General features: G+C 48.6%; 19 protein-coding genes. 8 read left to right on the top strand and 11 right to left on the bottom strand.

What is annotated here, in order from left to right; all coding sequences use genetic code 11:
• Positions 1 to 166 precede the first annotated feature (166 nt).
• The 4 genes from MN202_RS08420 (at position 167) to MN202_RS08405 (ending at position 2,710) form a co-directional block, all read left to right on the top strand.
• Positions 167 to 1,183 carry a serine hydrolase domain-containing protein gene (locus MN202_RS08420; RefSeq protein WP_335735657.1) on the top strand — a complete coding sequence of 339 codons (1,017 nt, stop codon included), beginning with the start codon at positions 167 to 169 and terminating at the stop codon, positions 1,181 to 1,183.
• Positions 1,184 to 1,324: 141 nt separating this feature from the next.
• On the top strand, positions 1,325 to 1,834 hold the full coding sequence (locus tag MN202_RS08415; RefSeq protein ID WP_335735656.1) for a hypothetical protein: 510 nt from the start codon (positions 1,325 to 1,327) through the stop codon (positions 1,832 to 1,834).
• 329 nt (positions 1,835 to 2,163) lie between these two features.
• Positions 2,164 to 2,427 (top strand): type II toxin-antitoxin system ParD family antitoxin, encoded by a 264-nt coding sequence (locus MN202_RS08410; RefSeq protein ID WP_335735655.1) that lies wholly within the window; start codon positions 2,164 to 2,166, stop codon positions 2,425 to 2,427.
• A complete protein-coding gene (locus MN202_RS08405; RefSeq protein ID WP_335735654.1) occupies positions 2,408 to 2,710 on the top strand; it encodes a type II toxin-antitoxin system RelE/ParE family toxin in 303 nt (100 codons plus the stop codon). The genes MN202_RS08410 and MN202_RS08405 overlap by 20 nt, the downstream gene beginning before the upstream one ends.
• Before the next feature lie 258 nt (positions 2,711 to 2,968).
• Here MN202_RS08405 and MN202_RS08400 read toward each other — a convergent pair whose 3' ends face one another.
• On the bottom strand, positions 2,969 to 3,778 hold the full coding sequence (locus MN202_RS08400; protein WP_335735653.1) for a helix-turn-helix transcriptional regulator: 810 nt from the start codon (positions 3,776 to 3,778) through the stop codon (positions 2,969 to 2,971).
• 153 nt (positions 3,779 to 3,931) lie between these two features.
• Between MN202_RS08400 and MN202_RS08395 the strand changes: the two genes are divergently transcribed.
• Both MN202_RS08395 and MN202_RS08390 read left to right on the top strand, forming a co-directional pair.
• Positions 3,932 to 5,170 (top strand): hypothetical protein, encoded by a 1,239-nt coding sequence (locus tag MN202_RS08395; protein ID WP_335735652.1) that lies wholly within the window; start codon positions 3,932 to 3,934, stop codon positions 5,168 to 5,170.
• Between the two features lie 455 nt (positions 5,171 to 5,625).
• Positions 5,626 to 6,132, top strand: coding sequence for a cytochrome b/b6 domain-containing protein (locus MN202_RS08390; protein ID WP_335735651.1), 507 nt, complete (start codon positions 5,626 to 5,628; stop codon positions 6,130 to 6,132).
• Between the two features lie 214 nt (positions 6,133 to 6,346).
• Here MN202_RS08390 and MN202_RS08385 read toward each other — a convergent pair whose 3' ends face one another.
• Together MN202_RS08385 and MN202_RS08380 are read right to left on the bottom strand one after the other, a co-directional pair.
• A complete protein-coding gene (locus tag MN202_RS08385; RefSeq protein WP_335735650.1) occupies positions 6,347 to 6,955 on the bottom strand; it encodes a M23 family metallopeptidase in 609 nt (202 codons plus the stop codon).
• A 168-nt stretch (positions 6,956 to 7,123) separates the two neighbouring features.
• On the bottom strand, positions 7,124 to 8,632 hold the full coding sequence (locus MN202_RS08380) for a serine hydrolase domain-containing protein (RefSeq protein WP_335735649.1): 1,509 nt from the start codon (positions 8,630 to 8,632) through the stop codon (positions 7,124 to 7,126).
• Between the two features lie 157 nt (positions 8,633 to 8,789).
• Here MN202_RS08380 and MN202_RS08375 point away from each other — a divergent pair, with 157 nt between their 5' ends.
• On the top strand, positions 8,790 to 10,850 hold the full coding sequence (locus tag MN202_RS08375; protein WP_335735648.1) for a winged helix-turn-helix domain-containing protein: 2,061 nt from the start codon (positions 8,790 to 8,792) through the stop codon (positions 10,848 to 10,850).
• Between the two features lie 35 nt (positions 10,851 to 10,885).
• Here MN202_RS08375 and MN202_RS08370 read toward each other — a convergent pair whose 3' ends face one another.
• From MN202_RS08370 to MN202_RS08335, 8 genes are all read right to left on the bottom strand, one after another.
• Positions 10,886 to 11,620, bottom strand: coding sequence for a CPBP family intramembrane glutamic endopeptidase (locus MN202_RS08370; protein ID WP_335735647.1), 735 nt, complete (start codon positions 11,618 to 11,620; stop codon positions 10,886 to 10,888).
• Positions 11,621 to 11,873: 253 nt separating this feature from the next.
• Positions 11,874 to 13,100 (bottom strand): sensor histidine kinase, encoded by a 1,227-nt coding sequence (locus tag MN202_RS08365; protein ID WP_335735646.1) that lies wholly within the window; start codon positions 13,098 to 13,100, stop codon positions 11,874 to 11,876.
• A gap of 3 nt (positions 13,101 to 13,103) precedes the next feature.
• The gene (locus MN202_RS08360) at positions 13,104 to 13,808 is read right to left on the bottom strand and encodes a response regulator transcription factor (RefSeq protein ID WP_335735645.1); all 705 of its coding nucleotides are present in this window, start codon (positions 13,806 to 13,808) and stop codon (positions 13,104 to 13,106) included.
• A gap of 44 nt (positions 13,809 to 13,852) precedes the next feature.
• Positions 13,853 to 16,237, bottom strand: coding sequence for a TonB-dependent receptor (locus MN202_RS08355; protein WP_335735644.1), 2,385 nt, complete (start codon positions 16,235 to 16,237; stop codon positions 13,853 to 13,855).
• A 202-nt stretch (positions 16,238 to 16,439) separates the two neighbouring features.
• The gene (locus MN202_RS08350) at positions 16,440 to 18,467 is read right to left on the bottom strand and encodes a tetratricopeptide repeat-containing sensor histidine kinase (protein WP_335735643.1); all 2,028 of its coding nucleotides are present in this window, start codon (positions 18,465 to 18,467) and stop codon (positions 16,440 to 16,442) included.
• A 63-nt stretch (positions 18,468 to 18,530) separates the two neighbouring features.
• Positions 18,531 to 19,238, bottom strand: coding sequence for an SDR family NAD(P)-dependent oxidoreductase (locus MN202_RS08345; RefSeq protein WP_335735642.1), 708 nt, complete (start codon positions 19,236 to 19,238; stop codon positions 18,531 to 18,533).
• Between the two features lie 65 nt (positions 19,239 to 19,303).
• A complete protein-coding gene (locus tag MN202_RS08340) occupies positions 19,304 to 19,777 on the bottom strand; it encodes a hypothetical protein (RefSeq protein WP_335735641.1) in 474 nt (157 codons plus the stop codon).
• Positions 19,761 to 20,912: a PepSY-associated TM helix domain-containing protein gene (locus tag MN202_RS08335; RefSeq protein ID WP_335735640.1), complete on the bottom strand. Its 1,152-nt coding sequence runs from the start codon at positions 20,910 to 20,912 to the stop codon at positions 19,761 to 19,763. The genes MN202_RS08340 and MN202_RS08335 overlap by 17 nt, the downstream gene beginning before the upstream one ends.
• A 335-nt stretch (positions 20,913 to 21,247) precedes the next feature.
• On the opposite strand from MN202_RS08335, the gene MN202_RS08330 reads away from it, so the two are divergent.
• The gene (locus MN202_RS08330; protein ID WP_335735639.1) at positions 21,248 to 22,252 is read left to right on the top strand and encodes a DNA/RNA non-specific endonuclease; all 1,005 of its coding nucleotides are present in this window, start codon (positions 21,248 to 21,250) and stop codon (positions 22,250 to 22,252) included.
• Position 22,253: the final 1 nt, after the last annotated feature.

Here is a 22,253-nt window from a genome sequence, read left to right as displayed (position 1 = left end):
CATACCACCGAAATACAAACAGGCTTTAATAACGCAACCTTCTACTTTCAGCGTCAATTAAAAATGGGTGTATTACCCGGTGACATCCACCACGTCCTGGTGATTTGAGCATTTAGCCAACGTTACAGGATCTGATCTAAACCATTAGAATTTGGAAGCTTAACGAATGGGAAAAAACAAGCTAACAGCTTTACGTATTGCCGCAGCTATTGTCACTTTTACTAGTATCTACCTGTTTGCGCCATGGGAGTTCGGGCTTTACTATCTTAAGCCGACGCCAAATACCATAGAACAGGAACTTGCAAATGCGGTAGAGGAGCGACTCGATGGGATTATCGTTTATGTCGATAGAAACGGCAAAGCGCCTGAATTTTATGCCGAAGGCTTTCACAATCGCGATACTAAAACCCCCGCTTACCCTCAAGCTCTATTTAAGATAGCAAGCATTGCAAAGCTTTTTGATGCGTCCGCAATCGCCAAGCTTGTTGCCAAGAAAACGTTATCGCTAGATGGAACACTCCTTGATTACTTACCCGAACTTGACGGCAAGATCCAGAATGCCGATAGAATTACGCTTCGAATGATGGCTCAACATCGAAGTGGCATCCCTAATTTTACCGATGTTGAAGGGTTTAATTGGGCCGACTCTAATATTGATGGTTTAGAGTTGATTCTTAATAAGCAGGCTGATTTTGAGCCTGACGCAGACTACCGCTACTCAAATACCAATTACATACTGCTACAAAGGATCATGACAAAAGTCCTCGGGTACGATCACGGACAGTTTATTAAAGATGAAATTTTGCTCCCGTTAGGAATTGACGACACCTTTATGTCGGTTCATGAGATTGAGCCAGATAGATTGATGAGTGGTTATCACATGGGATATCCAGATGACTTTAAACATCTTGACCAAGGCATGATCGCAACAGCAGAAGCTGTCGGGAAATTTATAAAGGCACTTAACAAAGGTTCTTTGTTTACCCCAGAAGAAGCCAAAATTTACAACGCGCTTTATAAATATCAACACGATGGCTGGGTACTGGGCTACTGGAGCCGTGCTCGATACTACGACGATATTGACACTGTTGTCATTCAGTTTGTAAATACCACCGGCGACGATACCTTAATTCTTTCTCAGATCGTTCATAGTCGAATTGTTGATATTATTCGAAACAGGTAAAGAATGATTTAACATTGCCAGATGAGGTAAATCAGGGCAGATCATGAGGGCCCCATGCGTTGTATATTGAATATTTTCAGCTAATTGCCTTTGATTAATTAATGTAATACTCTCAATGCAATAAGTAGGAACGGAGGCAATATGTTTATTGACTGGCTAGCAAACAAAGACTTCGGGGATTCTGAGAGTGTAATTATCAGCGTCGCAGGCGTAGTTATATTTGCAGTCGCAGTTTTTATACTAGATGCCTTCTTCTTATGGAATTTAAACCTGTTAATGCTCACAGGAATTGCTGTCGTTGCCGGAGGTTTCGGATTTTTTGTCGCTAAAACCTCTCCCGTTGTCATTAAAGTTATTCCGCCCGCTGTCGTCATCTGCGTAACAGCATTACTTTCAAAGGAAATTTACCAGAACTCCACATTTCAAAAAGAGAGAACAGAATTTTTAGCGAAGACTGATAGTTGTAATGCTTTGGGCCTGCAGATAGTAAACAAAACGTCCAGGACTCCCGTATGTATGCACAGTGATACGCTCGCTAACAATCAATATTGTTCGTATTACAGGGATAATGAGTGGTTTTGTCATTCATATAAGCATTCGGATGTAATAGCCAAGCCTGGTATGCCATCAGTTTCTAAAGAAGTGGAATAAAGTTTTATGCTGAGTGGCCTCACAGCTAACTGTTTTATTACGGTTGGGAACAAGGGGCAGACAAAATTAAAGACTAGCCAGGTTAATCCTATGCATTCCAGCGCCTTGCAGAAGCATGGTAGTTATTAGCGTTGTTCGACCGATGAGGTTGGAGACATTTTACCTTCAGGCCCGATATGCTCTGACAAACGGCTTTGGACTAAAAGCAGCCGGTCAGGTTAATTTTTATCTGCCCCTAATAATCACTCTAATAATCCCGATTACAGCAGCTGGTTATAATATGCGCTATACTGCACCAGTAGTATGATTATTGGTGGGAGAGACAAATTATGACCGTTGTCCGAAAAACAATTACCTTAACCGAGCAGCAAGGCGACTGGGTAAAAACGCGCATTGCCAGCGGTGATTTCACCAACGACAGTGAATATTTCCGCGATTTAATCCGCCGCGATCAAGCCCGCAACGCCCAGCTTGAAGCAGTACGCGCAGCACTGATTGAAGGTGAGCAAAGTGGCATAAGCCCACGCTCTGCTGAGGATATTTTGCAGGCCGCAAGAGCAAGGCTTAAAGCAGATGGCACTATACCGGCTTAGCAATAGCGCAGATCAGGATTTTTTCGACGTCTATGTCTATGGCGTCCAGACGTTCGGGGTTAAGCAAGCTGATTCCTACACAGCAGGAATGCAAATACGCTTTCAGGAAATTGCTGATGCGCCCCGCTTATATCAGGCTGTCGATAACATCAGGCCAGGGTATCGCCGCAGTGTATATGGCGTTCATGCAATTTATTACCGACAAGACGGTGCAGATGTATTGATAGTTCGTATTCTACGGGCACAGAATTTAAGCACTGCGCTTACTGAAGATATTAACTAGTTCGAAAAAAGAGGGTGGAGACAATTAAAAAACAAGCCAGACTAATTCCATTAATTTTCGCGCATTGCAGATGAATAGCACTTGTTAGCATCGCCCCTTATTCAGATTGAATGGCGTTATTAGCCAGTGTACAACGGAAAGTGTGACAGTCTGCTAAGAGCGAATAGCAGAAATTCTCAACTACATCATAAGGCAAATGCGAATGTCTGCTTCACTGCAATAGCAGATATAAAAGCCTCGCTTTGTAAGCTTGGAATGTTATTGATTTAGTTTAGCCCAAACTTTTGGAGTTGTTCCAAAACACTTTTTAAAATGTCGTGTCAGATGGCTTTGATCAGCAAAGCCACTACTAAAAGCAACTTGCGCCAACGGTAAGCCACGCTCAATTAAAACTTTCGCTTTTTGTAGTCGCTTTAGTGTGACGTATCGGTAAGGAGTTGTGCCATAAAGGGATCTGAAATCTCGAGTTACTTGCCACTTACTGTATTCTGAGATAGTGGCTAGTTGATCCAAAGTGATATCGATTGGCATACTGGAACCGATAGCTATAACATCGTCAATGTATTCGCGCACTCTTTTTAATGCATGATAGTTTGCTGAAGTATGCGTAATACATTTTGACGTAGCCTGTTGTAAACAGATGGCAAAAGCAAAAGTAAGGTCCTGCTGCTCCAGTATTTCCAGCGGATGATCGAATTCAGATAACAGTCTTTTGGCTATTTGGATAAACTCGGGTTGCCTAGTTACGCCACCTTCCAAAAACGGGAGGCTGGCACCTTGCAATACATTTTGAACATCAACAGGGTTGATGGTTATTGCCCTATAAGCAAAGGGAGCATCAGTTCCGGCCTGGCCATCGTGGGTTTCATCAGGATGTAATATTACGACCTCACCAGGAAGGGAGTGGCGTAACTCACCAAGATAATTAAAGCTTTGCACGCCATGTGTTGTAATTGCTAATGTGTAATTGTCATGACTATGTGGCGCATAAGCAAACCCGCTAAAACAAGCTTCAATTCGTTCCGTCTCGCCCGCAGCTCTTTTTATCCAACTTTGGCTTTTACCCATTCTAGCGGTACTCCTGAATAGAACTATTACGTGCCATGACAAAGCTTGTTGGGACTTTCATGTCACTTTCTGCATTTAATCGCAATATCGTTCAATAACCTGAAAGCGGTGCGCGTTACTATAGCCCATAACATTTACTAGGGGCTAAATATCTTGACTACACATTTCATAGGTTTTGCTAAATTAATCGCAATAGTCACTGTTACAGGGTTATTAGCAAGTTGCATGGGTAAAGGAATAATAAACTTGCAAAGTGGCAACGCGGACGCAACTCAAACATGGCTGAACGGTGAAGACAGTTTTGCGGTGCCTTTTGTTTGGCATGACGGACACATCATTATCGAAGTAGCTGTTAACGATGCTAGTTCATTACGATTTGCTTTTGATTCCGCAGCAGCTGCAACCGTACTTTTTGACACCTCCCGAACCAAAGCTGTGGCGTTAGATGTGGAGAGGCCGCTTAATCTTCAGGGGCGGCAGGTAAACGTGGTAAACAATGGCGTTATCCGGGTAGGTGACTTAGAACTATCAAAATTAACTTTTATTCATGTTCCTATCGACCAAAACCCCTTGTTTAGTGACTATGACACAGCGTATTTTGATGGTGCGATTGGTTACGACTTACTTAATCACTTTAACATCACAATACTTTTTGCCGAGCGGTCAGTGATATTCTCAAAAAAGGGCAAGGAAGATAAGTTTAGCAATGATAAATGGGTTAAGTTGCCACTGAGTATAAGTGGTCGAATACCCTATGTTGATGCCACAATAAAAAATATAGATGGGGTTGAAACAAAGTATGCCTTCGTAGTTGACACAGGTGCACCTGACTTTGTTTATCTAAATGAACAACTCGCTACAGACTTTACATTTCCAGCTGAAAGTTTTGAAACACAAACCCAAAACTTTGACGGCAAGCATATATATAAAACCAGTCGTATTAACTTTTTTGGCCTTGCTAATGAGAAGTTTCAAGCTGTGGCGGCGCATGATTTACCACATTTTAAAGATGCGGTTGGGGTTGGCTTGATAGGTAGTGGATTACTTCGCAAATTTGACGTGCATTTCAATTACCAGGAAAGCTATATAGGATTTGCAAAAAATAAGCTTTATAGCAATAACACTGATATTGACCGCAGCGGCCTAGTTTTAGAGCCGCATAGGTTGGGGGGGATAGTTGAGCAGGTTGCGGAAAATTCTTATGCCGTAGAGTTGGGGATAACCGCAACAACGATAGTGAAAAAAATTAACGGTGTAGAACTTACCGAAGGTAACTTTGATGAATTGCGCGGGTTACTGAGTAGTGAAGCACCATATGTAAACGTTTGCTGGCAAGCGAGCGGCACAACAAAATGTGCAGATTTTAAGCTGAAAGACCGCATATCTTTTTGAGAGGCTTCAGTTTGTATTTTACTGAAGGAATTGCTTAACCCTAGTTATTCGCTCAAACCCGCTGTTCAGCAACAACGTACAGCGTGGTCTCCACGGTACTGCCTAAGCTGCGCTGCGGCAGCCCGTTAGTAATGCGTTCTGCTAATGCCTAAAAGCGGACTTTAATATCAGCACAGTGATATGTCCGCTTTTGGCACTGAGCAGTCATAACCCATGTCAGGCAGCAAAGAGCGAATAGTGAATAGCGAAACGTCGCAATATGCGGTCAGTACCTATTATTGACCGACTACCCTATCCGGCATCACGTTGTCGACGTCCGACATTTTCGTTATAAGAACTTATTCACTTTACAATGTGTTTACTTGCTAACTAAACGCATTTAGCATGCCAGTGTTAAAACGGAGTTTCCACGACACTTATCGTAAAGTTAACATTCGTACTCAGTTGGAATAATAATGAAATCTAAGTCGTATATTGTGGATAGAGCGCTTCATTGGATATCAGCTTTATTGTTGCTTTTTATGCTGCTGAATTTATCGTCGCAGCTCCATAATGTGGACTGGGATATCAAAGGGCAGCTTGAACACAGGCAGGACGCTGTTGAACTTCATGCTGTTTTAGGCATTATTCTGCTGATTTTCACGATTGCGCGTCTCATTTTCCCCTACCTTACCAAAACCAAGATTGAGCGCGTCAATCCTACATCCAAAAAACACTCCATTTTTATCAAAGTGACTCACGTTAGCCTTTATGCATGCATTTTTCTTTTGGCCGCGACGGGATTAATCCTAATTAATAATTATCAAATACCCCTTACCGTTTTAGGGATTGAGCTACCACCAGACAAAGACGCTTTTTATCAAGTTTTTCCGAAAATTCATGACATCCACATGTTTCTCAAACAGTTAATTTGGTGGCTGATAGCTATTCATTTCTTTGGCATTATGTATGCCAAAAGATGAAACTATCATTCCCACTTCGTGTTAAATCACGCTAGTTTAGATTAGCTCCGGTCAATGCGTGTTTTTGGCACTGATCAGTCATAAACGATATCTTGCGGCAAAGAGCAAACTAATAAATGAGGCAGACAAAAATCAAAACTCTGAAAAACTTGAGGTTTAATTATGAACTGCCCCATAACCCGGAATATGGCCATTTATATCTGGATACAACAATCTACAGCGCTTTGTATGTAACACCTGCCTTTAAACCACAGCTGTGGCTGGCGGTATTTTTAAAACTAACAGGTAAAGTTTGTCCGCAGGGCTGCTTATTGTAGTGTGGTGGCAGGTTTGGGCCACAGCTTTGCACATCAAAATGTAAATGATGGCTAAGCGTTTGCCCGGTATCGCCACTAATAGCGATGATGTCACCGGCTTGTACCTTGTCGCCTTCGCTGACCAATACGCCATTGTGGGTCAGGTGAAAGTACCTAGCTACAGTGCCGTCACTATGGCGGATAAATACATAGTTTTCCTGCAGATCCTGGCCATTGCCATCGTGAAATTCTTCCCGTACGGCGACCACTTCACCCGCTCTTGCCGCCACTATTTTTGTGCCTATAGGCATATCAAAGTCAACGGCATAAAGACCAACGCCGTTATTCGAAGCGCGATAATGCCCGGTAGACACGACAACGTTAAACGCCTGGCCCACTTCATAAGGTAATAGGTAGGGCGAACTTTGCTGATCCGGGTAAACACTGCAATCTACCTCAGGTTGGGCATAAATGATGGCTGAAATCAGCAATAGCGCTGTAGTTATTATTGCGGCAACGAGTTTCATGACACTTCTCCATAGTAAAAAACGGATTAGTCGTCAGACAACGCCTAAAGGTTTGAACCCGAACATAAATAAACGCCTGAAGCGGCAAATTGTTATCGCGGTTTTAAGTTCTGCCTGACATTAAAGGCATGCAATCGGCAGTGGACTTACACTGCCGATAAACTCAGCTTAGTGTTTTTTGCTTGCCGTTTGCTGGTACAAATTAATACTTGGCTGGCCTGCCGCTAAGCTAAAGTGCACTTCAACACCGGTATCTTCATGCACATAGCTGTGCTGATTTAATTCGCTATTGTCGCCCTGCACGGCGGTTAACGGATAAAGATCGCCATTGGGGAATGCCACCGCGATACCGTCGGCTTCAGCCACTGCAATAATCTCTGCCTGCCAACCGGCGGCAAACGGGTATTCGCCCAACAACAGCGCTTGTTCTTGCAGATTAACCTTACGCTTAGTAAAAGATTTGCCCTTAAAATCAGGCCAGTTATACACAAAAGACGCGGCCCTTAGCATTTCAAACCCGACACTGTAGCCGGCATCGGAGTTGGTCATAAACACGGCGCCATCTCCGGTTTCCGGGTACATCAGCATAAAGCAGCGGTAGCCCAGGGTGCCGCCACCGTGCTTAAACAGCCATTGCTTACCCTCACCGGCCACGATAAAGGTCATGGCCGGTTGGCCACCAAACTCGTCTGACAGATCTTGCTCCGGCATAACTGGCGTCAGCATTTCCCGCGCCGCGGCTTGTGATAACAGCGTGCTATTGCCCTGATAGGCGTTAGTGGTTTCGATGGCAAACCTGGCTAAATCTGTAGCGGTAGACCACAAGCCCGCTGCTGCTTGCTCAGAATGCAGCCGCCATCCGCCATTAATCACCTTGCCCGAAGCTTCGTGGCCTAACGCGACCTGCACCCCTTGCTGTTGCGGGTAATCCAGTGCAAAGCTGCTATTTTTCATACCCAGTGGTGATAACAGCCAGCTGGCCATCAGCTGTTCAAATGGCTGCTTAAAAGTGTCCGTTAAGGCTATTTCAGCCAGGGTATAGCCTGCACCGGAATAGTTAACCTGACTGCCGGGCGTAGTTTCCACACTGGCGGCTTTATTGTTAGCAGGCGCCAAGCCGTTAAACGATTGCAGATCTGAGGGTATGGCGGCGCCCTTTTCATAGCCCATATAACCACCGCCTGTTAAACCTGAGCTGTGATCGAGCAGATTTTTAAAGCTCACCACGGCTTCCGGTGTTTGTTTGCCTTTGGCAAGGGTGAGCGAGGTTAAATAACTGGCAATACTGGCATTGATATCCAGCCGGCCCTGCTGTTGCATTCTCATCACCGCAAAGGCCGTAACCGGTTTGGCAATAGAGGCTGCCTGAAATACCGTATTAACCGTTACAGCCTGGTCTGACGCGGCGGCGACAGTGCCGTACCCCTGTGCCCAGGACAAAGCGCCGTTGTGAATAAGCGCAAAACTGATGCCCGGCACTTTATGGTAAGCAAGCCGCTCATTTACGCCAAAGGTATTAACCGGCTGGGCACCAAATTGCACCGGGCCACGTAAGTTTTGTTCCACTGCCGCTTGCAGTGCCGCCACGTTGTTTTGCTGTGTTGCCGCTGTCGCATTACCGGAGTGGGCATAAAAGTTGGCACCAAGCGCCCACATAACTAACAGATATTGCTGCATATTTCCCTCTATGGTGGTGTGTAGTTTTAACCACAGCAATAATGGCGATTGGCCCGAAAGCAGGCATGATTTCGCGATGACTTTTTATGACCTTTAATGACCTGACGCGGTGAGTATGCTAATTTCCGCCCTTCAGCGGCCCAATAAAGGATAAACAATGCGTTGGCAGATCGAAGGCTTTGTATTTTGTGATCAGCAGCAGTCGTTAACGCATCAGGGTAAGACGCAGCAACTGGAACCGATCCTGGTGGCGTTACTGGCTTACTTTTGTCAGCAGCCGGATAAGATTATCAGCCGGGACGAACTGATAACGGCCGTTTGGCTTGGCCGCACCGTTACCGATAGCGCGGTAAACAGAGCCATTACCAAATTGCGCCGCTGCTTTGCAGATGACGCCAAAACGCCCCGGTTTATCGCTACCTTTCCAAAAAAAGGCTACAAGTTTATTGCGCAGGCCCAGCCGCTAACGCCGCCAGCAGAGGCTTTGCCAGCGGGCAGTAGCGTTCAGTCAGCCTTTAACACCCGACGCCAGATCAGCACAGCCCGGTTTCTTTATATCGCTGCTGCTGTCATCGCTGTGGCTATTGGCTTGCTGTGGCAACAGGGCCGCGACACTACCGCTTCAGTGTTTACTGCGGCAAAACCCCTTACCCGCTCTGCCGGGCAAGAATGGCAACCCCAGCTGTCACCCGATCAGCAATACCTGATGTATACCGCAGTTAGTGCCAATAATATGCAGCTGTTTATCAAACAGTTATCTGATGGCCATGCCATAGAAGTGATGCCACAAGCAGAGGCCGCGGCCTGGGTTGGCCCCGCCAGCTGGAGCCCGGCCGGCGACAAAATTGTCTATCTGCAGGCGACAAAAGATTACTGCCGCTATTACCTGCAAGCTTTTGACGCTATGACGCTGGGCGAGCCGCAGCTAATTCACAATTGCCCGGCCGGTAGTTTCGGCAAAATCGCCTTCACCCATAGCGATAATCTATTGGTTTATAGCGAACGCGCTGCTGCCAATGCGCCTTACGAGCTATTTGAATTTGAGCTGGCAAGCGGCAAAAAACGTAAACTTAACCAACCACCGTTGGTCCTGGCAGGTAATGTGTCGTTTGATCTACATCCAAGGCAAAATAAACTGCTGGTGTCCTCGGTAGACGAGCAAATGTGGGAGCGTTTTTATAGCCTCGATCTGGCGACAGACGCCTTAGCGCTGCTGTTTAAATTGGATAGTTATATTTGCTGTGGCATTTGGGACCATAGCGGAACACGCGTAGTACTGATGGGCGAACACCCGGCAGTACAACTTATTAGTTACGACCTGCAAGGCAAAGACCGCCAGGTTATTTATGCCGGCTCACAACAATTGCATGAACCGGAACGGCACCCGAATGGCCGCGATTATATCTTTGCAGCCGGTAGCAGTAATCTTGATGTGCATTTTTACCGTTTTAACTCACAGAATAAGCAGCCTATTGTTAATACGTCAGTTGATGACCGGCTGGCAGTTGTCAGCCCGGGGCAGGATAAAGTGGCCTACATCGGGCTGGCAACAGGTACGGAAGAAATCTGGCTGGCAGATAGCGATGGTAAAAATCAGCGCCGGTTGAGCCAGTTTAGTGATCAGCGGCATTTTCTTGATTTAACCTGGTCGCCGGATGGCAAACTGCTGGCCGCGCTGACGCTAAATGAAATTCACTTGTTTGATATCAGCACTAACGTCAACCGTGTGCTGCGCCTACCGCAAACCGAGATCCGCGCCATTTCTTTTCAGGATCGGCAAACGCTGTTTTACAGCGTAAAACAAGACGGCAACTGGCGGGTTAAACAGTACAATCTTGCAACCGACGAAGTCTCTGCTACAAACAGTAAATGGCAGTTTGTCCGCTTCGCGGCCGACGATAGCAATACCTTATGGCTAGACCAGCAAAACAACCTCTACAGCGGGGCAGCCGCCAAGCCGGCAGAACTGGCTTTGCCCGACAACCATAGTGTCATGGCAGGCCGCCAGTTTAATTTACGCAAATTTGGCGCCAGCTGGTACTGGCAACACTGGGACAACGACCAGTATCAGCTGTATCGCATCACGGCCGAACAGCGCCAGCCAGAGAGGCTGCTAGGCTCCGACAGCCCGCATTTTGCGCTGTCGGCAAACGGGATTTATTACCATGTCGCCGAGCGGCGCAATACCGATATCTGGCAAACGCTGGCGCCGGAATAATTGCACTTTTTCCTGCTTTAACAAAGCTCGTTTCACTAAGGCACAAACACCAAACTGGCATTTATCAAAAAATGTATGAGAATTAAAATTTCCAGCCGTTTGAATCGAAGCAGAATAAAGCAGGCGCCAAAAACCAGACTAAAAATCAGATAGTTAAGAGTCAGACCGATAGAGCGGAGTCCGCCGTGAATAAATACAAACGAAACGGCTATGACTGGCAATATAAACCAGGGATTGCGTATACACCGCTGCAATCTTGTTAATGCAAAGCCTCTGAATATTACTTCTTCGGTAACAGCCGCCGTGAAGGCAAGGACAATAATAGCTGCTAAGCGCTCTAAAGTACTGATTGGGCCAACGAATCCCGCCTGAGATCGGCTGGGAAGCTCACCCTGATAATATATATGAGGGACGATGAATGCAGACAACACTAGTATCACAATCAGCGTGATGAAAAATAATTTATATCTGGCAAACCAGGACCAATCAACACCTACTGAGTGCCAGCTTTCATGGTTTTTTACTAACGCATACCAAACAAACAAAAATGGCATCCAATGGTAAAAAAGGTTAGAGGCAATAAAATACCACCAGCCAACTCTCTCGTCCCGACTATATAATGATGACGTCCATTCGCTGGGCAGCATTGGCAAAAACAATGAACTAAAAAAATCGTTACTATACAAAACAGGATAGGCTACCAAACCTATTAGTAACGCAATAATCGTATACTTATCCAGGCTAACTTTGGCTTGCTGTTCCAAAATCATTCAATACATCCTTCATCTATCAGTAAAACATATTAAAAAAATTATGGAACAATGAGACGCTAACCCGTTCGCTCCATGCTTTGACAGCAGTTATCTTACCCATCACCTCAATTAGCTATAGTGCCAGAAGTCACTTTCTTCGCAGGAAAAAGGGCGCAAACAAATAAAGCTAAGCAGGGTTAAGCCAACATATTGCAAATGGTTTGCAGAGGCGTGACGGTTATTAGCTTTGCCGCTTATTTGGTTGCCTGCCTCACCACGACAGGCGGGCGATGACGTGTTGTTGATCGGCTTGCAAGGCAAAGGCCCAGCCGTTGCGCTCACACAGGCGTTGCACTATGCCAAGCCCTAAACCATAGCCATGGGCTGCGCCGTCGCTGGCCGGCTGCGGCGCAGCGGGCGCTGGGCTTAGCTGATTGCTGACTAGCAGTTCGCGCTCGGCAATGCGGATGGTGATGGGCCCCTGACCGGTGAGGGTATGCTCGAAGGCATTGCGTACCAGATTATTTACCGCTATGGCAAAGGCCTGCGGATGGCCGCTGACAGCGGGGTTGGCATGCTGGTCGATGTCGACGGTAACCGACTTGCGGCTTAGCAGGTGGCGCTGCAGTTCTATGGCGTTTGTCACCAGCGGCATGACGTAAAACTGCTCGTTATACAAGCCGTCGTCGGTTTCGCGGGCCAGACATAAGAACATTTCGATGGTGGTCTTCATCTCCAGCGTGGCGCGGCGTGCCCGATCCAGCGCCTTAGCATCACTGGCAGACAGCTGGCTTTGCTCCAGCAGTTCCAGCGCGCCGGTAATCACGGTGATGGGTGTGCGCAGCTCATGGCTGGCAGAACTGGTAAAATCGCGCTCTCTGGCGACAAAGGCGCTGATGCGCTGCAGCGTCTTTTCAATGGTGCCGGCCAGTACCCCAACCTCGTCATCACCAAAGCGGTTTGAGCCGATGCGTTTATAGTCATCAATAGACAGCTGCTCTACATCGATGTCGGCCACGGCGTTGGCCAGCTGCACTACAGGGGCGACGGCCCGGCGCATCACCAGCACGCCAAGACCAAAACCCAGTACACCCAGGGTGCCGACCACGGCGCTGATCACCAGCAGCAACCACCAGTCTTCCGACGAGGCGGCCTCTATACCGGATACGTCAAACACCACAAAGGCCGGTTGTTGGGTGTCTGTTTTGATTACCGCCACATGCAGCTCTTGCGCTTCAAACTCGTAAATGCCCACAGCGGGGTTGGTCTGTGCCCAGGCCTGCAGCGCTGCCGGCAGGCTGGCAGCAGTATCGTAACCGCGCAGGTTCGCCGGCATCACAGGATAGCTTTGCGCAGCAACTTGCAACTGTTGTATCAGCACCCGATCTTCACTTAGCCGCACCGCAGCCAAAAAGGCGAAGCCCCAGACAATGCTAAGCAGTGCCACGCAGATGGCAAAGGCAATGGCAACACGGGTACGTAAACTATGGCGGTACATGTTTTACTCTGCATCCTCTGCAAGGCGATAACCAATGCGATGCACGGTATGAATAAGCGGGCAGGCAAAGGGCCGGTCGATGGCCTGGCGCAGCTTATACATATGCGAGCGCAGTGCGTCACCGTCGGGGCGCTCGTCTGCCCATAATAAGGTTTCCAGCTCATCGCGCATCACCACAGCTGGCGCCTGTTCCATCAGGCGCTGCAGCAGTTTCAGGCTGGCCGGATTAACCTCAAGCCGTTGGCCACCGCGGTGTACCTGCAGCGTCGACTTGTTCAGCGTCAAATCGGCCACCGTGAGCAGGTTGTCGGTTTTACCGTGGCTACGCTTGTACAGCGCCTGCAGCCGCGCATGCAGTTCCTGCAGCGCGAATGGCTTAACCAGATAGTCATCAGCGCCGGCAGCAAAGCCTTTTAGTTTATCGTCCAGCGTATCGCGCGCCGTCAGCATCAGCACCGGGGTTTCCAGTTTGGCCTCGGTGCGCAGCTTGTGGCAGAAACTCAGGCCGTCCATACCCGGTAACATCAGGTCCAGCATTATTACGTCGAACGGCTGCGTTAACGCCAGGTACATAGCGCTGATACCGTCATAGGCGAAATCCATCACATAGCTATGTTTTTCCAGATAGCCGGCAATGTTATCGCAGATGTCGCGGTTGTCTTCGACAACCAGCAACCTGACCGGCACGACCTCAAGCGCCTGTACCATAGTGACTCCTCTTAGCGGGCTTTTCAGGCCACTTACTGCGTGCCTTACCAGGCATAATCAAAGCGCAGACCAATTAACGGCTCGGCTTCGCTGCTATCCTGCACCTGCACACCGCGGCGGTAATCAAACTCGGTTTCGTCACTGGCCGATGCTGCCGTAACATTGATCACATCCAAAAAGGCAGTGACATCAATAGGGCCAAAGGCGCGGCGGTAGTCAACCCGCATGTTTAACAAACCCGAACCATCTTTGCGGCCAACATTACGCTCAGTAATTTCTTTTGAGTAGCGTAGCATTTGCCCCGGCCCCAGCACGTCGGTATGAATAACAAAGTTATCATCAGGCGCTCCGGAAAGGTATTTATACCGGGCGGCAACTTTCCAGCGATCGTTGATTTCCCAGGTCAGGCCCAGGGTGGCGACATGTTTGCGGTTAAATTCCGCGGCGACATCGCCACGGCCGTCCTGGCGGTCAATAACGGCATCGTTGTAAGAATAGGTCGCGCTGGCGTACAGGCCCTGAAAAATCGTACCGTTGATAACGATATCGACACCATAAGAGCGGCCATCACCGATATTAGCAAAGGTGCCGCTGGCGCGGTCAAGGTCGACCACCAGATCGTCCAGCCGTTGATAATAGGCCTCGGTTAACAGCGACCAGTTGCTGCTGGGGAAATATTTAAAGCCGATACTGCTATGGGTGGTTTTTTCCATCTTAAGCCTGTTCGAGGCATTGGCGGCAAGCTCTAAATAGCGTGGCGACTGATGATACAGGCCGGCGCTGGCAAAATAGCGGATTTTACCCCCAGGCTGCCAGTTCACACTAAAGCGCGGCGCAATAACGCCTTCAACGGCAAAGCCATCACGTTCAAAGCGTAAGCCGGTGCCAAAATCCCAGTCCCCCTGCTGAAACACCTGCTCCACGTAACCGGCATAACTGGTTTCTTTTTGCTTTAACGCCGAGTTGATGCTGTCGGGCGTAAGCACAATATAACGCTGCTGTGGATCGGGCCTGAAATCATCGCTGTCGTACACAAAACGGAACCAGTCACCGTCTAACACCGTGCTGTAGTCCAGCTCTATTTGCGTTAGCCGCACACCGGCACTAAACAGGCCCCACTGATTCACTGTCTCATAATCGCTGCGCCAGCCCAGCTCGGTTTCTGCTTCCGCTATGGTGATAATGTTTTCCCGCACCGGGAAATCAGACGCTGGCGAGCCTTCAGGTACCTGATCAGGAAAGGCTTCGCCTTCTGAGCTTATTTTGTCGCTTTTGCGGTAGTACAGCTTATTGGTCAGCACCGCTGTATCACCGATTAACGAGCGTAACGTCATACCGTACAGATCACTGTCCTGCTCAAAGTCCAGCAGTGCCGCATCTTCAAAGTTGGGCGAGGCAAACACATGGGTAACGTCGCGGATATAATCCTCATGCGTATCGACCAGCAGAATTTCCACACTGTGCTGCTGGTTTAGCGGGATCACCGATTTTACAATGACATCCCTCAACACCGGGTCGCCAATGTCCAGCTCTTCAATGGTTTCAAACAGGGCGCCAAAGTCCAGCCGGCGGGCTGATACCAGCATAGTGGCGTCATCCGTAATACCGGCCGGGCCATCGTAACCCACTTCATAACCGGCCAGATCCAGCCGCAAACTGGCCGACGGGCTGGGGTTGCCATCGGCAACGTCTAATTTGAGCAGCGATGCCGCCCGGCCGCCATAGGCCGCGCCCCAGCCACCGGGCGAAAATTCTGCAGCGCTTATCACATTCGGCGCAAAAATCGAGAAGCGGCCACCGCCGCCGACGTCTTCTTCTTCGCCCAGGCTGGCATCAAAGTGCACTGCTTTATCAAACGGCAAGCCATCGACAAATATCAGGTTATCTCGTGGGCCACGGCCGCGCACACTAAAGCTGGCAAATTCACTGGCCGAGGCCAGGCCGGGCAAGCCGTCCAGTGACAGCAGCGGATCGGCGCCACCGCCGACGGCACTGCGCAGCGCTTCGCGGTCCAGATAAGTGCTGGAACCCGCGGCAAAGGTGGCCGCTTGCTGCGCCCGGACTTCTACCACCTCTATCGCCTGCGGTTTTAGCTCGAATGCCAGCCTGATGTTTTTGCGCGTGACCACCCGTACGCTTGGCTCAAATACTGACGTAAAGCCGCTTTTGTTAAGGCTTACCGAGTACAGCCCGGGGTCAAGCTGCTCTGCTACTATACGGCCCTGAGCGTCGCTGCTGAAGCTTTGCGTGGCTGAGGTTTCGCGCTCAGTCAGCGTGATTTGTACCTCTGACAGTGGCCGGTCTGTGTTTTGATCTTTCACAATAATGGTCAGCGCACCGGGTGCTTCGGCTGCCTGACTGAGCGCTGGCCAGCCACATAGCAACGCCGACAGCGCCAGCCACGCCAGTTGTGTTAAATAGCGGCTCATAGTGCTTTTCCTCCAACACTTAACCACGGTACCTGTCTTAATAGCCTGTTCATCTGCATTCCTCCAACCATCCGCTGTATTTTTTGATAAAACAGCCCAAGGTTAGCAAAGCTATTGTGACTAAAATGTCGCCAGGAAGTGGACGTGGCGTCAGCGGATAAATGTAGCCACTGTTGTTACACGATGAGGGATAAATTTACCGTTAATTGATACTGCCACTGTCAGCCTGGCGAATATGCTGCGGCAGGAATAACACAAAAGTGCAGCCTGCCGCGTCTTGCGGCTGCCACTGCACAGAGCCGTGCAACTTTTGCATGATATTAAACACCATATTTAGCCCCAGACCTAAATGGCCCTGGCCGAGCCGGGTGCTGAACATTGGGTCAAAGATACGTTTGGCGACATCCTCGCTGATTCCTTTACCATTGTCGCTGAATAACAGCCTTACTCCTGTCGTTTGCGCTACGATATGGACACTGACCCGCGCCGAGCCGGCAGGCATATCGCCATGCAGCAAAGCATTTTCTAACAGCGCCGACAGTACCTGATTGATTAAAGACGGATAACTTAGCAACGCGTAATGGTCGCCGGAAATCTCCAGCTGTACCGGATTATCCGGTTGCAGCCCCAGCAACAACACTGGCAACTGTTGTTGTAGCAGAGTTTTAATATCAAACTGTTGCGGCTGGCTCTCCTGTGTCTGAGCAACAATTTGCTTGTAACGATCCACCAGTGATGCAGCTTTATTGATATTATTTTGTGCCAGCTGCAATAACTGCTGATCCTGCTGTAAACCGGCGCTAAGCTCTTTGGCAGACAGGCTTTTGTTGTCCAGTTTTGCCTGCAAATTACCCTGCAGCTCTAAGCTGGACGATATCGCTGTAAGACAATTACCCAGCGGAGTATTTAACTGGTGCGCCATACCCACCACCAAACTGCTGAGTGAGGCCTGTTTTTCTGCCTCTACCAACTGAGTTTGCGTTTGTTTTAACGTAGCTAAATTGGCCGCTAACAAGTGGTTTTTTCGCCTTAGTATCCAGCTAAACCACAATATCAGCAGAATAATAATCAGCGCTGCCGCACTGCCTCCCCACAGTTGCTGCTGCAAAGATTTATTTTTAACTTGTTGAATAATATGCTGTTGCTGCAAAGCCGAGATTTCTTTATTGCGTAACAACAAGCCCAGTTCAGTGCTGTTTTGTGCCACGGTTATGGCAAAGCGTTGCTCGGTCAGTTGCGCATAGGCCGCCAGACTGCTGCGCCAGGCCTCAGATACTTTGCTGTATTGGCCGGTGTTCTCAAACAGATTAGCCTGCAATTGCCAGCTTTGCTGCAAAGCATCAAACTGACGTAACTCATCTGCCAACGGTATCAGCTTATCCAGTTGCACTTGTGCATCCGACCACTGCTGCAATGCGAGTTGCGCTTCAACTAACAATAAGCCGGGTTCGAGTAAATCCAGCCGGTTACGGTCCTGGCGCAGTAATAAACTCTGGCGGGCATAATCGGCACACTGTAGCCAATTGGCGGTGGCTCTGGCGACTTTGGCCAAACCGAGAAAAGAGAACGACAGCTCATGCGTTAAATTGTGCTGCTGTCTTAGCGCAAGTGCGCGCTGATGTAACTCGTTTGCCAAACTGATATTGCCTTGTTTTAACGTTAACTCCGCCTGATTATTCAGCGCTACCGCCTGCACTGAGACATTATCGGTTTCGACACCAAACTGATAAAAGCGCTCTAAATAATGCCGGGCTTCATCGTACTGGCTTAGTTCTGTCAGGATTAAAGCAATATTGTTTTCTGTCTGGCGGGCATACAACGGGTTGCTAAGAAAGCTGGCTTTCTCTACTGCCTGGGCATAATGTTGCAGCGCCTGCTCGTAGAGGCCAAAGTCAGCAAAAATTCCGGCCAGAATATTGTGATAACTGTACAAAATGGACTGATCAGCCGACTCTTCGCTAAGTAATTTGCATTGTTGCAGCGTAACTAGAGCTGCCTGGGTTTGATTAGTACGATGCTGATAGATAGCTTTGCTGTACAGCAAGCGGATTTGTTGCTCTAACGTCAGCTGATAACGATGTTGCTGCAACACCGCATCTATTTTTTCGATGCCGGCAATATAGCTTTGATTGCTGACTGAGAAAATATCATTTCTTAGCCGGCCAAACTCATCTTCCGGCATAGCCGAAACACTTGCGCTGAAAAATAGCAGCAACAACAGAAGCACCATGGCTCTATGCCCGGGGAATAACACTAATAAGTTGAAGTATAGTGCTTGCTCAGTTGTTAACAACTACCAAGGCAATACATTGCCATCCCAGTTAAGTAAGTTGCCACTTTGCGCCGCTGTTAGCCTATCAGCCACGCTGGCTAAGCGTTTGGCGGTAGCGTCGGGGCTTTGTAGTTGCCCCACCGGCAGGTTCTGCTGGAAGGGGGCTGATAACTCCGTATCCGTCGTGCCGGGGTGAATGCTGACAATAGCCGCTGTTTTATTTAGCCGGCCCACTTCAATGCTAAGGTTTTTAATCAGCATATTCAGCGCGGCCTTGCTAATACGGTAACTGTACCAGCCACCTAAGGCGTTATCGCCGATACTGCCAACTTTGGCACTGAGCGCCAGCAGCTTTACTTGTGGTTGTTTGCATAAATAACCAAACAGCAACTTAAGGTACATTGCTGGTACCTGCACATTGCTGGCAAAGCGCGCGGCCAGAATATCGCTATCGAGCTGGCGGATGGTTTTTTCCGGCATGCCGCTAGCGTCATGCAACACGCCGTTGCAGATAAAAATAGTATCGGGCTGTTGCGTTAATGCCTTAGCGATAATATCAGCACTGGCAGTCTCAGCGGCTAAATTATCCTGCAGCCAGTTTATCTTTGGGTGCTGTGGCGCTGGTTGGCGGCTGATTACAGATACCCTTGCGCCGCTGGCAGCATAATACTGCGCCAGCGCCAGGCCGATACCACTGCCACCGCCTATGATTAATACCGCGTTACTCATGCCTGCTCCGCCAGAACTGAAGTTGCTCAGCAGATACGGTAGCTGGTAATAGGCAGATCAGATGCTCAAGGCTGGGCCAGCAGCTCAGCGGGCAAAGGCCAACTGGTGGTCAGGGTTTCCCCCTGCCAGGTTTGCAGCGTTAACCAGACTTTATCACCGGCACTCAGTGTTTTTGGCGCTATGGCATGCACATGCTGGCCGTGGCGGCTGCCGTGCAGTATACCTTCTTCACCCTGTTGCAGCTGCGCCAGCGGCAACGCCTGCGGGCCGATATTTAAATAGCCCTGCCGGATAGCGGCAATATCACCTTTACTGAAGGTCAGCATAAAGTCTTTTACGTACTCGTCGTGGTGGGCATAGGGCGGCTCTAAATTCAGCGGCATAGACGCTATTTCAAAGTCACCAATTTGCTGTGCCGGCCACATTGGCGGAAATACCGGTGTCAGTGACTGATACAAAAACCAGAACGGCAGCACCAGCACCAGGCCACTGAGTTTATATTTGTGCCGCTGCCAAAAGCTGTTACTGCGCGCCATCATGAACCTCCTGCAATGCTTCGCTGCGACGGCTTTCACGTGCGGCCTTTACCGTGCGACTGCCCCAAATCATAAAACCGGTAATCGACATGCCGGATAAAATCAGCCCAAACAAAAACCAGATCGCCTTGGTCCAGATGCCGCCCAGGGTACCGTAGTGCAGCGGATCGGCAATATGCATTACCGTTTGTAGTGCCGTCATCGACTGTGGTGATTTTTCATGCGCTATGTCGCCAGACCAGGGGTTAATGCTTAAATTGTACGAGTACTGATCATAAAAGATATGGTCTCCGCCGCCCATCAGGCTGTACATACCGCGGTTGTGCTCGGGCAGCATTAAATAGCTGGGCTGAAAATCCGGGAAGCGCTGCTTAGCAATTTGCATTGCATCGGCAAAGCTGACCGGTGGCTGGGTTTGCGTGGCCGGCAGCTGCTCAGCGGCTACCAGCGGCGCATGCGGTTCTATGTCGATATCGGCGTGCCACATTACCGCCTGCACCAGATACCACAAGCCGGTGGCACTCATCAGCATTAAAAACCAGATTGACCAGACACCGGCTAAACGGTGCAGATCAGTCAGTACGGTTTTTTTGCCCTGATTAAAGCGGATTTTCGGCTGGGTAAAACTACGCCAGAAGTTTTTATAAATCACCAAACCGGTAACTAAAGCGCCCAGCATCACCAGCGCCATCGCCGATACCAGGTAATACCCCACACTGTAACTGCCAGGCCAGGGGAACAGTAGCCAGCCATGCAGGCTACGCATAAAGCCGATAAAGGTAATACCCTGATTAATCTGCTGAATTTCACCGGTGTATTGGTTGACATAGGCAATGGCAAACGGCTTGTCGTGATCGGTAAAAATAACAGCGTTAACCAGATAAGGCTCAAACACCATCACAGTGCCGACATCGGCGGTGGGATAAGCCTGCTCAACCGCCGCCACCAGTTCGGCCACCGGTTTAGCCGGTAAATTATTAGGGTTAGTCGCGCGCGAAGCCGGGTTAGTCAGCCAGGTCAGCTCATGGCTGAATACGGCAATAGTACCGGTAATGCAAACAAAGCAAAAAATCAGCCAGATAGGCAGCGAAAACCAGCCATGTAACTGAAACCAAAAACGATTACTGAGCTTTGCCATAGGGTACTGCCTGTGCTGCAACATTCTGGGGACATATATTAATGTTAATAGGAATACTTATCAACCACAGTTGTAAATGCGAGTAATTATCACTATTGTGCAGTGCTTTTTGGCCATAACAGGAACGGAGTTACATGAAGTACTCTATGCTTGCCACCGCTTTAAAGTCGAACGGACTATTAAGCTGAGCTTAAAAAACTAGGTAACACCCCATGTATTAACCAAACAATGCTACACCGTACCAGACAAGTAAGTTGACATTTATTTCACAACAACAGAGAATCAACCTCTAAATTCACATTAAATTATCATGATTTATTTGAACAAGGTGCAGGATGCATAACCAGCAATATGATGGCGTAGTTCTGGAAGATAAATGGGGAAAAACTTATCTGTGCAGCAAATGCCTGTTTGCTTACGCAGAATTAGGTGATAATCACATCTGGGATGTAAAAGACGCCATTTATGGCAGCTACTTTCTGCACGATTTAGAACCTCACTGGAACCTGCGCAACATTTGGCTTGATATGTACCGTTATGCCCGGCCATGGGAATTTGACCTGTCCATCTATTCTGATTTCCAGCTGCGCGATATGTTGATACAGATGTTTGCTAACCAGGAACTATGGGTATGGCAACTCACCGATGGTTGGGGCAAACCACCAGAAGGTAATAGCATAGGCGAAGGTGGCTTAGCACCAGCAGCCAGCAATGCAGCCCCTCCGCCAACAAGCAAAAAAGCGCTTAAACCCGGTGGCGGTGTTACAACCGCAGATAGCGGCAGCGCCACAACAGCAGCGCATAGTAATACCGATACGCCAGCGAATACCGCTGCTGCAACGCAAAGCGTAACCGAGCGTTTTGGCGATAATGAAGCCGTGTGGGTAATAGATGAGCAAGGCCGACCGGTATCCGTTACAGCGACGTTGAGCAGCAGTTACAGCGAAGCCCGTACGTCACAGGAAAAACAGCATCAACGCACTGTAGGTGGCGATGCCCGTTTAAGCTCTGACGATGGTGGCCACATTATCGGCCACCGTTTTATGAGCGATCAGGGGTTAAAAAACCTGTTCCCGCAAGATGCCAATTTAAACCGCGGCGCCTATAAGTCGATGGAGAATGAGTGGGAAGACTGGACTAAAGAGGGATACGAAGTAAAACTTGGCGTGCGTTTAGACCCACCAGGTTCAGATAGGCCGGACAATATTTACACAAAATATCGAGTTTATGATCCCGTTAGCGGGGATATGGTATTTGAACGAGAGCATGAGTTTAATAATCAGCATGGTGAAGCATTCGAGCGTGTTTCACGAAAAGATATGAAAAATTTTAGGAGTTAAA

The organism is Rheinheimera muenzenbergensis, assembly GCF_036984005.1.
Classification (GTDB): domain Bacteria; phylum Pseudomonadota; class Gammaproteobacteria; order Enterobacterales; family Alteromonadaceae; genus Alishewanella; species Alishewanella muenzenbergensis.
This window is presented reverse-complemented; position numbering and strand designations above follow the sequence as displayed.

What these genes read in the sequence shown, in the direction of transcription:
- MN202_RS08360 (WP_335735645.1), bottom strand. Translation starts at nt 13,808, where the DNA reads ATGGTACAGGCGCTTGAGGTCGTGCCGGTCAGGTTGCTGGTTGTCGAA.
- MN202_RS08355 (WP_335735644.1), bottom strand. Translation starts at nt 16,237, where the DNA reads ATGAGCCGCTATTTAACACAACTGGCGTGGCTGGCGCTGTCGGCGTTG.
- MN202_RS08420 (WP_335735657.1), top strand. Translation starts at nt 167, where the DNA reads ATGGGAAAAAACAAGCTAACAGCTTTACGTATTGCCGCAGCTATTGTC.
- MN202_RS08385 (WP_335735650.1), bottom strand. Translation starts at nt 6,955, where the DNA reads ATGAAACTCGTTGCCGCAATAATAACTACAGCGCTATTGCTGATTTCA.
- MN202_RS08370 (WP_335735647.1), bottom strand. Translation starts at nt 11,620, where the DNA reads ATGATTTTGGAACAGCAAGCCAAAGTTAGCCTGGATAAGTATACGATT.
- MN202_RS08340 (WP_335735641.1), bottom strand. Translation starts at nt 19,777, where the DNA reads ATGATGGCGCGCAGTAACAGCTTTTGGCAGCGGCACAAATATAAACTC.
- MN202_RS08345 (WP_335735642.1), bottom strand. Translation starts at nt 19,238, where the DNA reads ATGAGTAACGCGGTATTAATCATAGGCGGTGGCAGTGGTATCGGCCTG.
- MN202_RS08390 (WP_335735651.1), top strand. Translation starts at nt 5,626, where the DNA reads ATGAAATCTAAGTCGTATATTGTGGATAGAGCGCTTCATTGGATATCA.
- MN202_RS08410 (WP_335735655.1), top strand. Translation starts at nt 2,164, where the DNA reads ATGACCGTTGTCCGAAAAACAATTACCTTAACCGAGCAGCAAGGCGAC.
- MN202_RS08375 (WP_335735648.1), top strand. Translation starts at nt 8,790, where the DNA reads ATGCGTTGGCAGATCGAAGGCTTTGTATTTTGTGATCAGCAGCAGTCG.
- MN202_RS08380 (WP_335735649.1), bottom strand. Translation starts at nt 8,632, where the DNA reads ATGCAGCAATATCTGTTAGTTATGTGGGCGCTTGGTGCCAACTTTTAT.
- MN202_RS08400 (WP_335735653.1), bottom strand. Translation starts at nt 3,778, where the DNA reads ATGGGTAAAAGCCAAAGTTGGATAAAAAGAGCTGCGGGCGAGACGGAA.
- MN202_RS08365 (WP_335735646.1), bottom strand. Translation starts at nt 13,100, where the DNA reads ATGTACCGCCATAGTTTACGTACCCGTGTTGCCATTGCCTTTGCCATC.
- MN202_RS08330 (WP_335735639.1), top strand. Translation starts at nt 21,248, where the DNA reads ATGCATAACCAGCAATATGATGGCGTAGTTCTGGAAGATAAATGGGGA.
- MN202_RS08350 (WP_335735643.1), bottom strand. Translation starts at nt 18,467, where the DNA reads ATGGTGCTTCTGTTGTTGCTGCTATTTTTCAGCGCAAGTGTTTCGGCT.
- MN202_RS08405 (WP_335735654.1), top strand. Translation starts at nt 2,408, where the DNA reads ATGGCACTATACCGGCTTAGCAATAGCGCAGATCAGGATTTTTTCGAC.
- MN202_RS08335 (WP_335735640.1), bottom strand. Translation starts at nt 20,912, where the DNA reads ATGGCAAAGCTCAGTAATCGTTTTTGGTTTCAGTTACATGGCTGGTTT.
- MN202_RS08415 (WP_335735656.1), top strand. Translation starts at nt 1,325, where the DNA reads ATGTTTATTGACTGGCTAGCAAACAAAGACTTCGGGGATTCTGAGAGT.